This window comes from Glutamicibacter sp. 0426 (genome assembly GCF_001906485.1).
Classification (GTDB): domain Bacteria; phylum Actinomycetota; class Actinomycetes; order Actinomycetales; family Micrococcaceae; genus Glutamicibacter; species Glutamicibacter nicotianae.
The window spans coordinates 22,264-35,605 of the sequence record NZ_MPBI01000008.1 but is presented as its reverse complement, the minus strand read 5'-3'; the positions used below and the strand labels follow the sequence as shown (position 1 = coordinate 35,605).

General features: G+C 63.4%; 15 protein-coding genes and 1 tRNA gene. 13 read left to right on the top strand and 3 right to left on the bottom strand.

The window, feature by feature from the left end:
- Positions 1 to 7: 7 nt before the first annotated feature.
- Complete coding sequence (locus tag BKX98_RS15790) at positions 8 to 907, top strand: LysR family transcriptional regulator (RefSeq protein WP_073707987.1); 900 nt, start codon at positions 8 to 10, stop codon at positions 905 to 907.
- Between the two features lie 9 nt (positions 908 to 916).
- On the opposite strand, the gene BKX98_RS15785 is transcribed toward BKX98_RS15790, so the two are convergent.
- Positions 917 to 2,137, bottom strand: coding sequence for a GAF domain-containing protein (locus BKX98_RS15785; RefSeq protein ID WP_052254091.1), 1,221 nt, complete (start codon positions 2,135 to 2,137; stop codon positions 917 to 919).
- A gap of 216 nt (positions 2,138 to 2,353) precedes the next feature.
- Here BKX98_RS15785 and BKX98_RS15780 point away from each other — a divergent pair, with 216 nt between their 5' ends.
- From BKX98_RS15780 to BKX98_RS15745, 8 genes are all read left to right on the top strand, one after another.
- On the top strand, positions 2,354 to 2,692 hold the full coding sequence (locus BKX98_RS15780; protein WP_038993615.1) for a helix-turn-helix transcriptional regulator: 339 nt from the start codon (positions 2,354 to 2,356) through the stop codon (positions 2,690 to 2,692).
- Between the two features lie 11 nt (positions 2,693 to 2,703).
- Entirely contained in the window at positions 2,704 to 3,687 is a 984-nt protein-coding gene (locus BKX98_RS15775; protein WP_073707962.1) for an SRPBCC family protein, read from the top strand.
- A gap of 56 nt (positions 3,688 to 3,743) precedes the next feature.
- The gene (locus BKX98_RS15770; RefSeq protein ID WP_038993613.1) at positions 3,744 to 4,445 is read left to right on the top strand and encodes a demethylmenaquinone methyltransferase; all 702 of its coding nucleotides are present in this window, start codon (positions 3,744 to 3,746) and stop codon (positions 4,443 to 4,445) included.
- 156 nt (positions 4,446 to 4,601) lie between these two features.
- Positions 4,602 to 5,384, top strand: a complete 783-nt coding sequence (locus BKX98_RS15765; RefSeq protein ID WP_052254090.1) for a CPBP family intramembrane glutamic endopeptidase — start codon at positions 4,602 to 4,604, stop codon at positions 5,382 to 5,384.
- Positions 5,385 to 5,626: 242 nt separating this feature from the next.
- Positions 5,627 to 6,106, top strand: a complete 480-nt coding sequence (locus BKX98_RS15760; RefSeq protein WP_073707961.1) for a hypothetical protein — start codon at positions 5,627 to 5,629, stop codon at positions 6,104 to 6,106.
- 307 nt (positions 6,107 to 6,413) lie between these two features.
- Positions 6,414 to 8,018, top strand: a complete 1,605-nt coding sequence (locus tag BKX98_RS15755; RefSeq protein WP_073707960.1) for an ABC-F family ATP-binding cassette domain-containing protein — start codon at positions 6,414 to 6,416, stop codon at positions 8,016 to 8,018.
- Positions 8,019 to 8,093: 75 nt separating this feature from the next.
- A complete protein-coding gene (locus BKX98_RS15750) occupies positions 8,094 to 8,345 on the top strand; it encodes a hypothetical protein (protein ID WP_038993609.1) in 252 nt (83 codons plus the stop codon).
- Between the two features lie 18 nt (positions 8,346 to 8,363).
- Entirely contained in the window at positions 8,364 to 8,996 is a 633-nt protein-coding gene (locus BKX98_RS15745; RefSeq protein ID WP_073707959.1) for a dienelactone hydrolase family protein, read from the top strand.
- A gap of 47 nt (positions 8,997 to 9,043) precedes the next feature.
- Here BKX98_RS15745 and BKX98_RS15740 read toward each other — a convergent pair.
- A tRNA-Lys gene (locus BKX98_RS15740) sits at positions 9,044 to 9,116 on the bottom strand.
- 160 nt (positions 9,117 to 9,276) lie between these two features.
- Between BKX98_RS15740 and BKX98_RS15735 the strand changes: the two genes are divergently transcribed.
- The 4 genes from BKX98_RS15735 (at position 9,277) to BKX98_RS15720 (ending at position 13,103) form a co-directional block, all read left to right on the top strand.
- Positions 9,277 to 9,942, top strand: coding sequence for a hypothetical protein (locus BKX98_RS15735; protein ID WP_073707958.1), 666 nt, complete (start codon positions 9,277 to 9,279; stop codon positions 9,940 to 9,942).
- A 108-nt stretch (positions 9,943 to 10,050) separates the two neighbouring features.
- Complete coding sequence (locus BKX98_RS15730) at positions 10,051 to 11,217, top strand: MFS transporter (protein ID WP_233125406.1); 1,167 nt, start codon at positions 10,051 to 10,053, stop codon at positions 11,215 to 11,217.
- A gap of 238 nt (positions 11,218 to 11,455) precedes the next feature.
- Positions 11,456 to 12,070, top strand: coding sequence for a hypothetical protein (locus tag BKX98_RS15725; RefSeq protein WP_038993652.1), 615 nt, complete (start codon positions 11,456 to 11,458; stop codon positions 12,068 to 12,070).
- 4 nt (positions 12,071 to 12,074) lie between these two features.
- The gene (locus tag BKX98_RS15720; protein ID WP_073707956.1) at positions 12,075 to 13,103 is read left to right on the top strand and encodes an inorganic phosphate transporter; all 1,029 of its coding nucleotides are present in this window, start codon (positions 12,075 to 12,077) and stop codon (positions 13,101 to 13,103) included.
- Here BKX98_RS15720 and BKX98_RS15715 read toward each other — a convergent pair.
- Entirely contained in the window at positions 13,100 to 13,297 is a 198-nt protein-coding gene (locus tag BKX98_RS15715) for a helix-turn-helix transcriptional regulator (protein ID WP_038993600.1), read from the bottom strand. The two genes, BKX98_RS15720 and BKX98_RS15715, sit on opposite strands and share 4 nt — an antisense overlap.
- Between the last annotated feature and the right edge of the window lie 45 nt (positions 13,298 to 13,342).

Below are 13,342 nucleotides of genomic sequence, written 5' to 3'. Positions count from 1 at the left end.
GTTCTCCATGGAAACCCGCCGCCTGCAATACCTGTACGAGCTGTCCCGCACCGGTTCGATGCGGGCGGTGGCAGACGTGCTGGGCACCACCACCTCAACGGTCTCCCAGCAAATCGCACAGCTCTCACGGGAGGTCGGCGTCAAGCTGCTGGCACCCGACGGCCGCGGGGTGCGGTTGACACCAGCCGGCCGCCGGCTCGCCGAGCATGCCCGCGGCATCCTCAGTGCAGTGGATGCCGCCCGGCTGGATCTGGATCCCGAGGCTGCGCCGTCGGGCACGGTGCGGGTTGCGGGTTTCGCCACGGCCATCCGCACCACCTTGATGCCGATCATCCAGCAGCTGGCCAGCGACCACCCGGCGGTGCAGATCGTGGTGCTTGAGCTGGAACCTGCCGAGGCGCTCCAACGGCTGGCCGCCGACGACATCGACCTGGCCCTGACCTACGACTACAACCTGGCCCCGGACACGATCGGCCCGGAAGTCGACAGCCTTCAGCTGTGGAGCACCCCCTGGGGACTGGGTGTTCCCGCGGCCGATGCAGCGCGCCTGGGCGCGGGAGCGCTGCCGGAAGCGGCTGGCGTGCTGGCAGCCTTCCGGGAACGGGATTGGATCGGCAACTCGCGCAATATCGCCGACGAGGCGGTGCTGCGCCTGCTGTCTTCGATGACCGGCTTCAGCCCGCGGGTGCGCCACCACGCCGACAGCCTCGACCTGGTCGAGGACCTGGTCCTCGCCGGGATGGGGGTAGGGCTGCTGCCCGAGAACCGTCCCGCACGCGAAGGGCTGTCGATCCTGCCGCTGCACCGGCCAGATTTGCGGCTGCGGGCCTTCGCCCGGACGCGTGCCGGACGCAGCGCGTGGCCGGCACTGGCCCTGGTGCTGCAGAAGATGCGCGAACTGCGATAATCCGGGACCTCAGGATTCGAGTTCCTGGACCTCGGCAACGATCAACGAGCGCGCCGGCGACTGCGCAGGAAGCTCGCGCAGGGCTGCCCGCAACAGGTCCGAGTCGGCCAGCTGGCGGCCCAGGTTCAGCAGCTGCCGGGCGGTGCCGCGGTCCAGCGCCATTTCGCGCAGCGCCGCTTCCATCCGGTGCAGCAGTGCCACGATGCCAGGTGCTTGGGAGCGGGCCAGCAGTCCCGGCGAGTACAACGGCAGGGCGGCTTCGAGTTCGCCGGCTTCCAGTGCTTGCCTGAGCCGGCCGAAGGTCGTCTGCAGGTCCCATTGCAGGCGGTAGGGGCGCGAGGTCAGGTTGCGGCCCGGGGAACCCGCAAGCACCTTGCGCAGCCTGACGATTTCGGCGCGGACGGTGCCTTCGGCCGCGGCATCCGGGCGCTCGAACAGCTCCTCGACCAGCTGCGCGGTGCTCAGGCCTTCGCGGTAATGCGCCAGCAGCGTCAGGATCTCCGCATGGCGCAGGGATACGGGCGTCGAGCCGAGGTGGGCCCCGTCACTGCGCCCCAAGTCCAGGTAGTCGGGGTCGGCCACGACGCCGGCGCCGGGCAGGAGCAGCTGCGTTTCCGCGGCCATGACCGCGGCTTGCAGCAGCGGCAGCGAGTGCGTGGCAATGGCCTCCGGGCCGCCGGTCAGGTCTATTGCGCCAATGACCTGACCCGTGCGCGGATCGCGAATCGGCACCGCAGAGCAGCTGAAGCGGTGGGCCTGCTCGTAGAGGTGCTCAGCACCAGAGACTTGCGAACCGGCGCCCGTTGCCAGCGCCATCCCCGGCGCGGACGTGCCCACGCTCTTCTCGGCCCAGTCGGCACCTGCCATGAATCCCACGCCTTCGGCTTGGCTCATGGCGCCATTTCCACCCGCTACCCACAGCAAGGTTCCGCCTGCATCAGCAAGGGCCACCAGGAGATTGGCGTCCATGGCGGACGGGACCAGGAGTTTTTCGAAAACTGGCCAGATCCGCTGGAGTTCGCTTCGTTCGCGCGCCAGACGCAAATGGTCATCGCTCAGTACCGACGGGACACGCAGGTCAGCGGAGCTTTCCAATGATCGCTTCCAGGAATCCCGCACATCCTGACGCAATGGGAGATCGGCAACGCCGGCTCCGCTGGAGCCCAAGAGCTCATGAGCATGCTGGGCGCGACGCGATGCGCCAGGCCAATCAATGGAGAACCCACTCATGCAATCTCCTCGCTAGCAAGGCTCGATTTCCGCCGTTCCCACAAGCCTAGGCGACGGGCGGTGCCTTGAGAAGAGTCCCCGCTGCCGCACAAAGATTGATAGTGGACAATTCACCTTATTGACTGGAAAAGGGGGTGAAAAGTCAACCAGAATGTTTTCCATCTTTTCCCGAATGCCCCTTTACCTGCTGCGAGGGAGAGAGTAATATACAACCAAATGGTTGTATATGAGCTGAGCGAAGAACAGGTAAACAAGGTCTTCCGCGCCTTGGCAGATGCCACACGAAGGGACATCGTGCGGCGGACGCTTCACGCCGAGATCAGCATTTCGGATCTGGCGGCAAGCTACGACATGTCTTTTGCAGCAGTGCAGAAGCACGTTGCCGCCCTGGAAGCCGCAGGCCTGGTCAGGAAAATCGCACGTGGCCGCGAACGCATAGTCCGCGGCCAGCCGGACACCATCCGGCACGCACAAGAACTACTTTCTTCCTTGGAGGAAATCTGGCGCCAGCGCATCAGCCGGCTCGACGATTTCCTTGCCTCCGAGGACACCTAAGGAGCATTCCCATGCCCGTCACGTCCATTGATAAAGATGTCCAGTCCTTGACGCTCACCGTCCACGCAGAATTCCCGGTCAGCGTGGCCCGGCTCTGGGACGCCTACCTCGACCCGCGCCAGATTGAGAAGTTCTGGGGCCCGGTAGAGTACCCGGCCACCTTCACTCGCCACGACGCCGCCGCCGGAGGCTACTCGAACTATCACATGACCTCGCCCGAAGGCGAACAGTTCCACGGATACTGGCACTGGCAGGAAGTGGTCGACCAGAAATTCTTCGAGGTCATCGATGGTTTCGCGAACAATGACGGCAGCCCGAACGCTGAGTTGCCCACCTCGCGGCTGGTCTTCACCTTCGACCCGCTGCCCGAAGGCACGAAGCTCACGGTCACCGGAACCTACGCTTCGGCGGCGGACCTGGAACAGGTCGTCGCAATGGGAATGATCGACGGAACACGCTCGGCCATGAGCCAGATCGAGCAGGTGCTCATCGACCTGCGGGACTACGCGCAGAACTTTGCCACCGAAGCCGAACTGCTCAACGACACGCAGGTTCGCGTCAGCCGCCTGGTCCGCGGCACCCGCCAGCAGGTCTGGGACGCCCACCACGACCCGGAACTGGTCAAGCGCTGGCAATACGGTCCCGATGGCTGGAAGATGACCAAATGCGAATTGGCCGCCGGCGTCGGCGAGAGCTACCTGCTGTGGTGGGCCCCTGACGATGGCGGCAAGGGATTCGGATTCAGCGGAAAGATCCTCGAACGCGTTGAGGGCCACTATGAAGCGAGCACCGAGCAGCTCGAAGGCGGAGAGGAAATGCTCGGTTCCGGCGTGCCCGGATCCGTCAACCAGCTGACGTTCACCAGCACCACCGGCGGCACCTTGGTGACCACGTTGGTCACCTACCGCGACAAGGCCGCTCGCGACGCGATGCTCGCCACCGGAATGGCCGATGGCATGGAAGCCAGCTACGCCCGGCTGGAATCGATTCTCTAAGCGATTCGCCCCACATCCGGCGCCTTGGCGCGCGCATATATGAAAGACTTAGACCCATGAGTTCTCAGAATGCGCGCGCAGGCCTGGATAAGCAGGCCGATCAGGTTCAGGACATGTTTGACAAGCTGGCTCCTCGCTACGACTTGCTCAATACCTTGATGACCGGCGGCATCGTGAACTACTGGCGCAAGATCACCACCGAGGCGATCGCGCCGAAGCCCGGCGAGCGCATTCTCGACCTGGCTGCAGGTACCGGGACTTCCTCGGTCCCGCTGGCCGAAGCCGGCGCAAAGGTGACCGCCTGCGACATGTCCAACGGCATGCTCGCCGAGGGCCGCAAGCGCTACCCGCAGCTGGACTTCGTGTACGGCGACGCCCATGAGCTTCCTTTCGAAGATGACACCTTTGACGCGGTGACCATTTCCTATGGCCTGCGCAATATCGATGACACCGAGAAGGCGCTGTCGGAAATGCGCCGCGTGACCAAGCCCGGCGGCCGAATCGTCGTCGCCGAGTTCTCCACCCCGACCGTCACCCCGGTCAAGGTGGCCTACCAGCAGTTCCTGCCGCGCGTCATCCCTGCGCTGGGCTACCTGGTGTCGCCTAACCCTTCCGCCTATGCCTACTTGGCTGAGTCCATTGCCGCCTGGCCAGACCAGGAAAAGCTGGGCGCCAAGTTCGTCAACGTCGGCTGGAAGAACGTGGAATACCGGAACCTGACCGGCGGCATCGTCGCCGTTCACCGCGCCTGGAAGTAGGGCTTCCGCAGAATTTCTTCTTGGTCCGCATCCACCGGATGCGGGCCAAAAGCCTTTAAGTGCCTGACCCGCGAACGCGGGTGGTGTTATTCTTCCAGTCCAGCTGGCATGCTTGAGTCCGTGAGCCGGACCTCGACCGAATCGCGGCATTGCGCGATGAGCTGGAAGCTGCTGCCCGCCGCCTTGCTCTCGGCCTCCGCAGCGCTGCTCTTCGGCGCCGGCAACGGCCCTGCGGGCTACGGCTTGCTGGCGCTGAGCCTGCTGTGCGCAGCTCTCATCGACCGCAGGCTCGCCCAGCATCTGTCAATGATCGCGGCAGGGCTGGTGATCATCAGCCTGGTTCCGCTCAACGCGGACCTGAGCCTGGGCCACATGGCGCAGATGGGCACGGCGCTGGCAGCGGCGGTCCTGCTGCCCTGGCTGATTTCGCGATTCGCCTTGCGGGAGCAAATTATCAAGTTCCCTGTGAACACCGGTCGCAAGTGGCCGTTGGCAGCGAAACTGTATCTGCTGGCAGTGGTGGCGCTGGGCTTCCTCGTTCTGCCGGTGTATCTGATCAGCACCGGCGTCTATCAGAACTGGCCAGACGCCTCGGACCCAGCGATCTTCTGGCGGCTCTTCATCGGAGTCAACTCAGTGGGCATCTGGGACGAGCTGTTCTTCATCTGCACGGCATTCGCCTTGCTGCGCAAGCACTTTCCCGACTGGCAGGCCAATATCCTGCAAGCGGTGATCTTCTCCTCTTTCCTGTGGGAGATCGGCTACCAATCCTGGGGCCCGTTGCTGACCTTCCCCTTCGCCCTGCTGCAGGGCTATACCTTCAAGCTGACGAAGTCCTTGTCCTATGTCGTAAGTGTGCATCTGATCTTCGACCTTGTCCTGTTCCTCGCGCTGGTCCACGCGCACAACCGGGAATGGCTCCCGGTCTTCATGTACTGAGGGGCTAATTCCTGTTTTCCGCCCTGCTACCCGCATTGGCATGGACACCTGCCAAGCCAGCCAATGCCCCTGCACCGATTCTGAACGGCGCAGCTTGTTCATTTCGTCTACCGGCTTCGGTATCCTTATTCCGGCTCCCCTGCGACCGTGAGCCAGACCACGAGCGGATCGCCGCGTTGCACGATCCACGGGAAACTGCTGCCCGCCAATAGGCGCCCAGGACCTCTAAGGGCGGATCGGCTATGAGTGATTTCGACGAAAAGGGATTCCACTACGCGCCGCTGCACGGCGAGTACGAGTCTGGAACTTTTCCCGTGCTGCCGCATACGATGGTTAGCACTCTGAATGCAATGTCGATTGCAGCGGTCTGCGACATGGATGAGACCCTGACGGACAATTTGAGGCCAAGCATCAGCGTGAAAATCACGCAATGCATTTTGATGAGCGATGGGTCGATGATCAGTTTGGATCTGGATCGTGGCTTCACAGCCATATCCCATGGGCCCGGGCCCGCCAGGTGGAGGCGGTCGTCAGATGAGCTGATTGCCGAGATTCTTGATTTGGTGCGGATCGATGACCCGGAAAGGTCCGGGGATCATCCGTGGGATGAAATTGCCGCTGCGGCCCAACGACGTGGTATCGATATTGATGCTGCAAGATTGAAGCAGATGCCCTACCAGGTCTTGCTCAGCGACAGGGTGATCCGAACGTTTGAGATCTAGAACTTTGGGGCCTGTTCCCTACCGTCGACCTTGCCCTGTTCCTAACGCTGGTCCACGCGCACAACCGGGAGTGGATGCCAGTCTTCTTGCGCTGAGGGGTTAATTCCTGTTTTCCTCCCTGCTACACTCTTTGGCATGGATACCTACTAAGTCAGCCGATGACCCTGCACCGATTCTGTACGGTGCAACTTGTTCATTTCGGCTACCGGCTTCGGTATCCTTTTCTTTTCCGGCCCCTCTTCGAGGTTGAGCCATTTCTGTGATCCCCCAAGTCGGCAGCCCCTTCGCATTAGCGGGAGGAACCTGCATGCCTTTGACACCACCCATTATCCTGAACCATCTCAGCTTCGCCTGGCCCTCGGGAGAAATCGCCCTGGCCAACTTGGACGGCACTTTTCCCTCCGGGCGGACCGGGCTGATCGGCGCCAATGGCAGCGGCAAATCGACGTTGCTGAAACTGATCGCCGGGCAGCTGCACCCAACCAGCGGAACGGCGGAAACGAGCGCAGCGCTGAGCTACCTTCCGCAAACGCTGGCTCTGGACCAGGACCCAACCGTCGCCGAACTGCTGGGGATACAGCGGATCCTGGCAGCCTTGGAGGCTATCGAATCCGGCAGTGTGGACCCAGCGCATTTCGACGCGGTGGGTGCCAACTGGGATGTGGAAGCCCGGGTCCGCGCCGAGCTGGAGCCGCTGGGTTTCGGCGGCCTGGATCTGGGCCGGAAGGCATCCACGCTATCGGGCGGCGAAGCGATGCTGCTGGCAGTGACCGGGCTGCGCATCGCCGATTCACCCATCACCTTGCTCGACGAGCCGACGAATAACCTCGATCGTCCCACCCGCGAATTGCTCTACGAGCTGGTCCGCACGTGGAAGGGCACGCTGGTCGTGGTGAGCCACGATATCGAGCTGCTCGAGCTCATGGAGCACACTGTGGAGCTCTACGATGGGACGCTCAGCGTTTACGGAGGGCCCTACAGCGCATATCGCGAGCAGCTGGAAACCGAGCAGCTGGCAGCCGAGCAGGCAGCCAGAACCGCCCAGGCCTCGCTGAAGGTGGAAAAGCGCCAGCGCTTCGAAGCCGAAACCAAGTTGGCCCGTGCCAAGCGCAAGGGGCGGGCCACCCAGCTTTCCGGGGGCATGCCGAAGATCCTGGCGAACCATCTTCGCCAGAAATCCGAGGCAAACGCCGGGAAAATGCGATCGCACCTGGATGGCAAGGTCGATTCCGCCCAAGCACGGCTCGACGAAGCCGATCAGCGGGTACGCCAGGTCGAGCACATCAATATCGAGTTGCCAGATCCGAAGCTGCCCGCCGGCAAGCAGGTTGCCGTGCTGGGTTCAGCGCAAGACCCGTTCATCATCCAGGGAGCCGAACGCGTAGGACTTGTCGGACCCAACGGTTCGGGGAAAACCACGCTGCTCAGGCAGATGCTCGCAGGCGTTGCTCCGGGCAGCGGTTTGGGCGGAAAGGTTTTCGTGGACCGGGTCGGGTATCTGCCACAGCGCCTGGAAGGCCTGGACGGCCAGCTGAGCGCCATGGAGAATGTGGCGTCGGTGGCTCCAACGGCAACCGCAAACGACGTGCGCCAGATGCTTGCCCGGCTGCTGCTGCGCGGTGCCAGCGCCGACCGTCCCTTGGCGGCGCTCTCCGGCGGCGAGCGCTTCAGGGTCTACCTGGCGACGCTGCTGCTGGCCGAACCCACACCGCAGCTGCTGATCCTCGACGAGCCCACGAATAATCTGGATGTGGACAGCGTGCGCCAGCTCAGCGAGGCACTGGGCGCCTACAAGGGTGCGTTGCTTGTAGTCAGCCACGATCAGCATTTCCTGTCGCAGCTGGATCTGGACTATTTGCTGGAAACCGGCCCCGGGGGAACCTTGGCGAAATCCTATCCGGATCCGGTTTGATAACCCCACGGCGGTGCGCTGCCGGTCTAGACTTGTTCAAAGCACACCGCCAAGGACCCCGAAAGCAAGTTGAACATGTCCTATCCCCAGCGCACCGTCGAAGTCGTCAACACCGGCCTCGTGATCGACCAGTCCGCGACCCTGCTCTGGCAGGACATCAAACGAGCCTTCATCTATGAAACGGGTTCCGGCCAGGAGGCGCTCACCTGCGCAGAATTCATGCTGGTTGAGGGTTACAGCGTGGAAATCAATAGCCAGATGCCCGGTTGGGACGTGGCCATTGAGCACCTGCCGCGGCGCATTGAGAACCTGGTCGACGAACGCTAGCAACCAATAGGAGCACCCATGGCTACGATCGTTCTTTTCCATCACGTCCAGGGCCTGACCCCTGGGGTGCAGCAGATGGCCGCTGAATTGCGCGCGGCCGGCCACACGGTGCACCCGGTGGACCTGTACGCCGGCAAGCTGCCCAAGGATTTCGACACGGGCATGCGCATGGCGGGCAAGATGACCGAGGACAAGATCCAGGAACGCGTCGACAAGCTCTTCGCCAAGCTGCCCGAAGAGCTGGTATACATCGGCACTTCGTGGGGTGCCGCGCTGGCCCAGCAGTGCGCGCAGCAACGCCCCGGCGCCGTCGCCGCGGTCCTGCTGGAATCCTTTGTGGACTTGGAAGCCGAGTGGAGCTTCGGGCCGTGGCCGGAAGGCGTGCCGGTGCAGATCCACGGCATGGACCAGGATCCGTTCTTCGCGAAGGAAGGCGATCTGGAAGCAGCGCAGCGCTTCGTCAGCAATGAGGGCGCAGGGCTCGCCGAGCTGTTCACCTACCCTGGCGACAAGCACCTGTTCACCGACAGCTCGCTGCGCTCGCATGCCCCGGAAGCTCGCGCATTGGTGATGGAGCGCATCATCAAATTCCTGGAGCGCTACTTTAGCAGGAGGGGCAGCCCGGCGGTTCCATGCTGGACAATGAATTGAAAAACCGGACCCGGCTTGCGTCTGCAAGCCGGGTCCGGTTCACTCTGTGCGCCCTGCGGGGATCGAACCCGCGACCAATGGATTAAAAGTCCAGTGCTCTACCAGCTGAGCTAAAGGCGCACGGCACAAGGCCAAAATCCATACTACCCGATGGACCGGCATGATCATTAATCGGCGTAATCCGCACCGTGGCAGCCCGTAATTCCCGCTTGATCTTGGGGTTTGCAAGCTAAATCACCTGTTGGCGGAGAACTCAGGTTCAGCGAGTATTCTGGAGCGCATGAGAGGTGCACGTGCAGGATCAAAAGTAGCCCAGGATGCGGGGTTCCGCCATCACAAGCCACGCCCCTTCGCCCCGGCAGATTTCGAGCCCTATGAAGGAGGCGCTGACCCGGCGCGCGTCTCCGAGGCCGCTCATCTGTCTGCCCAGGCTTTCGTGCAACGAGGCATTGCCAACAACGACCCCGAAGTTTCACGCCGGCTGATCGCCGTTGCCGAGGAAGAGGGCTTGGAGGTGCTCGCTGAGCTGTGGAGCGAAGCTCCCGCCCACTCCCTGCCCGGCGCGCTGTGGCGCCTGTATGCGGTACGCGCGGCCACCATGGGCAAGCCGGAAGTGCACGCGGCACGGTTCCAGGCCGGAGCCCACCGTGCCCAGGTCGAACGCATCGTCGCCGGGGTGGCCGAACCGCCGACCGCCGAAGAAATGAAGAAGATGACCGGGTCGATTCTCTCCGGCGCCTTCAACGGAGACTTCGCCCACGCCCTGGAACGCACTGCCGCCTATTGCCGGGTCGTGGCCCTGGGCATGACCGAGCATGCCGATGCCGCAGATTTCTCCAACAGCGACCGGGGAACGAAGCTGACGCAGCAGGCCAAGGCGCTGACGGCTACGGCCGCTGATCTGGAAGTCTGCGCCCGGTTGTGGCGCCAGGACGCATTGGACTGAAAGGCGCTCCCGCGCCATTAGGATGGATTGAGGAAGTTACCCCTCAATTCTAGGCAGGTGGGTGTGGGCGCCGCATCGAGGACCAACTCTTCAGGACTCGTACGCTGGTTGCTGATCTTGATCGCGACGGCGCTGCTATCCCAAACAGCGCTGAACCTCATCCGGCCGGTCACCACCTACAAGCTCATCTCCTTCGGCTCCGGCGCGTTTACCGTCGGCGTGGTGACTGCCGCCTATGCGATCCTTCCACTGTTCACCGCGATGATGCTGGGCCGGGTCAGTTCGCGCATCCGCAGGATCCGCTTCCTGATGGTTGCCGGCGTCGCTCTTCTGGCCGCCGGCGGCATCGGCATCAATTTCTCGCCGAATGCGCTGACCGTGGCGCTGGCCAGCGCCGTGCTGGGGCTTGGGCACTTGATGTTCACCATTGGAGGGCAATCGTCGATTGCCCGGTTCTTCCCCGACAGCGATCTGGACAAGGGGTTCGGCTGGTTCACTGCGGCGTATGCCGCTGGGCAATTTATCGGGCCGCTGATCGGCGGAATGGTGCTCGGCTCCGGCACCGACGCGCTCTCCGCCGAGCGTGTTGCCGATATCAGCCTGTCGCTGTGGATTGCCGCCGGGTGCTCGCTGCTGGCTGTCCCCTTCCTGCTTCCGAGCTGGCAGCCGAAGATCTCCAAATCGGCGTCGCAGACCCGTCCGCCGAAGTCCAAGGCCTCCATTCCCTCGGTGCTGCGCATCAGGGGCATGGCCTCGCACATGTTCGCCTCGATGACCCTGCTGGCGATGCTGGACATCCTCACCGCATTCTTGCCGCTGGTGGCGGAGAAACATGGCGTCACACCGGAAAATGTTGGTGTGCTTTTGGCCATTCGAGGTTTCGCTTCGGTTATTTCGCGGCTGTTCATTCCGAAGCTCTCGGCCCACTTCGAGCGCAATCACCTGCTGGTCACCAGCTTGTGGGTTTCGGGCATCGCCATCGCCCTGGCTCCGGCGTTCATCGATTCGCTCTGGGCTGCCGGTGCGGCGCTGCTGGTCGGCGGCTTCTTCCTGGGCCTGGGCCAGCCGATGACCATGACGATGATTTCCACGTCGGTGCCGGCGGTGGACCGCGGCGCGGCATTGGCCGTCAGGCTCATGGGAAACCGCGTCGGACAAGTAGCTTTGCCGGTTATCTCAAGTACTGTCGCCGCCGGCTTGGGTCCTGCGGGCGCGATCTGGTTCTGCTGCGCACTGCTCTGCTTGAGCGGAGCGGAAAAGGGCCTGCGCCGGTAGCGTGAGAAACCGCACGAGCACCACCCCGGCGGTTGACAGCGCACCGGTCAGGCGAGAACACTAGATAACGGTGCCGGGCTGCTGGTAACCCCGGGCTCCAAAATTCTGCCGCTTCGAGCGGCCTTCCGCCGAGAGGCGTTCCCGGTCCGGCACCATCAAGTAACCGGCGTTAACTTCCGCGTCGTAAACTGTTCTGCGTTGGTACCAATAACAGTCGAATCGAATGGTGCGCCGAAAAGTGAAGTTCCAGATCTTTCCCTCCGCCTCGCGCGGCATCGAGTTGCTGTGCGGGTTGGCCACGACCATTCGCTCCTCCGTTGCCAATGTCGCCGAGATGATCGGCTCACCCGACACCCGTGCAGATCAGCTGCGGGATTTGGCTGCCGCGGAAGCCGAGGCCTCCGACCTGGTGCACGCGGTGCTCACCCACCTGCGCACCAGCTATATCAGCCCGCTTCCCCGCGAAGACATGTACACCCTCTCGCGTTTGCTGCACGAGACCATGGAACACCTGCGCGGCACCGGCGAGCTGATCATGACCGTTGGCTCCACCCCGCTCTCCGAGCGTTCCTCGGAACAGCTTGAACTCATTTCGCAGCTGGCCGAACTGGCCTCCGATTCGGTCCAGCGCCTGCACAACCTCGATGACCTGGAAGACAACTGGCTGCAGATGCTGCAGTTCTCCAAGCGCGCGGCGCGCACCCACCTGGTGTGGGTCAACGAGATCTCGAAGTTCGCCAAGGCAGGCACGATCCACCGCCACCAGCGCGTGGCCGACCACCTGATGCTCACGGCCAACACCCTGCGCCAGTTTGCCGACCACCTCGGTCGCGTGCTGGTGAAGGAGTCCTAGGGACATGACCATCCTTTCGGTCCTCACCGGAATCGCGATCGTCCTCACGCTGGGCTATGGCGTGCTCAACGGCTTCAGGGATGCCTCCACCGCGGTTGCGGCCTCGGTGCGCACCAGGGCGCTGCGCCCGGCCATAGCGGTCTCCGTGGCGGCAGTATTCGCCTTCCTCGGCACCCTAGCCACCTCGGGGCTGAGCGTGGCGCTGGTGGACAAGCTGAACTTCAACGTCCCCGATGGCGTCGTCGGCTTGAAGCTGCTGATCTGCGGCCTGCTGACCGCCGGCGCCTGGGGACTGTATTGCTGGTGGCGCGGCTTGCCGGTCAGTTCCACCCACGCGTTGTTCTCCGGACTGGTGGGCGCCAGCGGCGCCTCGGCCTTCATGGGCGACCTGCCGATGTCCGGTGCCTGGGGGCTGCTGCTCGGCTCGGTGCTTCTGCCGTTGCTGATCACCCCGGTGATTGCCTACCTGCTGTCCTACGTGCTGGTGATTCCGGCGACCTGGCTGATGCGCCATAATTCCTCGGGTTCGGTCAACAACGGCTCGCGCGCAGGCCAAGCCATTGCCGCCTGTGCGGTAGCGCTGGGGCTGGGGCTGCAAGATGGCCAGCGCACCGGCGCGATGATCGCACTGGTGCTGATCACCGGGCATGCGATGGACCCGGGACCCGTGACCTGGGCCATCCAGCTGGCCGCCGGCACGTCGCTGGGCCTCGGCGTGCTCCTAGGCGGATGGCGCATCACCTACACGCTCGGCCGCCGGCTGGTGAACTTCGATCCGCTGCGCGGCATGATCGCCCAAGGCGTGGCCGCGGCCATGCTGTTCCTCGGCTCGCTGGTCCTGCACCTGCCGCTGTCCACCACGCAGGCGGTCACCAGCGGCATCGTCGGCGCCGGCAATAACCAGGCTTTCGAATCGGTGGTGTGGCGCAATGTCACCAAGGTGCTGCTGCACTGGGTGCTGACCCCGGTGGTCTGCGTTGCCTGCGGCGCGATCCTCACGCTGGCGGTGCATCCGCTGCTGGGCAACGCCTAGTTTTCGCCCGGAACGAAGAGGTCTTCGATCCTGCAGCCGAAGACCGCAGATAGCTTGAAGGCCAGCGGCAATGACGGATCGTAGCGGCCCTTTTCGAGCGAGATGACAGTTTGGCGCGAGACGCCGAGCAGGTCCGCCAATGCCTGCTGGGAGAACCCGCGTTCCCTGCGGTATTCACTGAGATTGTTCTCCATTAGCTTTCGGCTCGCTTACTCGGTTGCACGAAGCGCGAGCGGGCC

Excerpts from the sequence above, each read along its gene's own strand:
- BKX98_RS15790 (WP_073707987.1), top strand. The coding sequence starts at position 8 with ATGGAAACCCGCCGCCTGCAATACCTGTACGAGCTGTCCCGCACCGGT.
- BKX98_RS15785 (WP_052254091.1), bottom strand. The coding sequence starts at position 2,137 with ATGAGTGGGTTCTCCATTGATTGGCCTGGCGCATCGCGTCGCGCCCAG.
- BKX98_RS15780 (WP_038993615.1), top strand. The coding sequence starts at position 2,354 with ATGGTTGTATATGAGCTGAGCGAAGAACAGGTAAACAAGGTCTTCCGC.
- BKX98_RS15775 (WP_073707962.1), top strand. The coding sequence starts at position 2,704 with ATGCCCGTCACGTCCATTGATAAAGATGTCCAGTCCTTGACGCTCACC.
- BKX98_RS15770 (WP_038993613.1), top strand. The coding sequence starts at position 3,744 with ATGAGTTCTCAGAATGCGCGCGCAGGCCTGGATAAGCAGGCCGATCAG.
- BKX98_RS15765 (WP_052254090.1), top strand. The coding sequence starts at position 4,602 with ATGAGCTGGAAGCTGCTGCCCGCCGCCTTGCTCTCGGCCTCCGCAGCG.
- BKX98_RS15760 (WP_073707961.1), top strand. The coding sequence starts at position 5,627 with ATGAGTGATTTCGACGAAAAGGGATTCCACTACGCGCCGCTGCACGGC.
- BKX98_RS15755 (WP_073707960.1), top strand. The coding sequence starts at position 6,414 with ATGCCTTTGACACCACCCATTATCCTGAACCATCTCAGCTTCGCCTGG.
- BKX98_RS15750 (WP_038993609.1), top strand. The coding sequence starts at position 8,094 with ATGTCCTATCCCCAGCGCACCGTCGAAGTCGTCAACACCGGCCTCGTG.
- BKX98_RS15745 (WP_073707959.1), top strand. The coding sequence starts at position 8,364 with ATGGCTACGATCGTTCTTTTCCATCACGTCCAGGGCCTGACCCCTGGG.
- BKX98_RS15735 (WP_073707958.1), top strand. The coding sequence starts at position 9,277 with ATGAGAGGTGCACGTGCAGGATCAAAAGTAGCCCAGGATGCGGGGTTC.
- BKX98_RS15720 (WP_073707956.1), top strand. The coding sequence starts at position 12,075 with ATGACCATCCTTTCGGTCCTCACCGGAATCGCGATCGTCCTCACGCTG.
- BKX98_RS15715 (WP_038993600.1), bottom strand. The coding sequence starts at position 13,297 with ATGGAGAACAATCTCAGTGAATACCGCAGGGAACGCGGGTTCTCCCAG.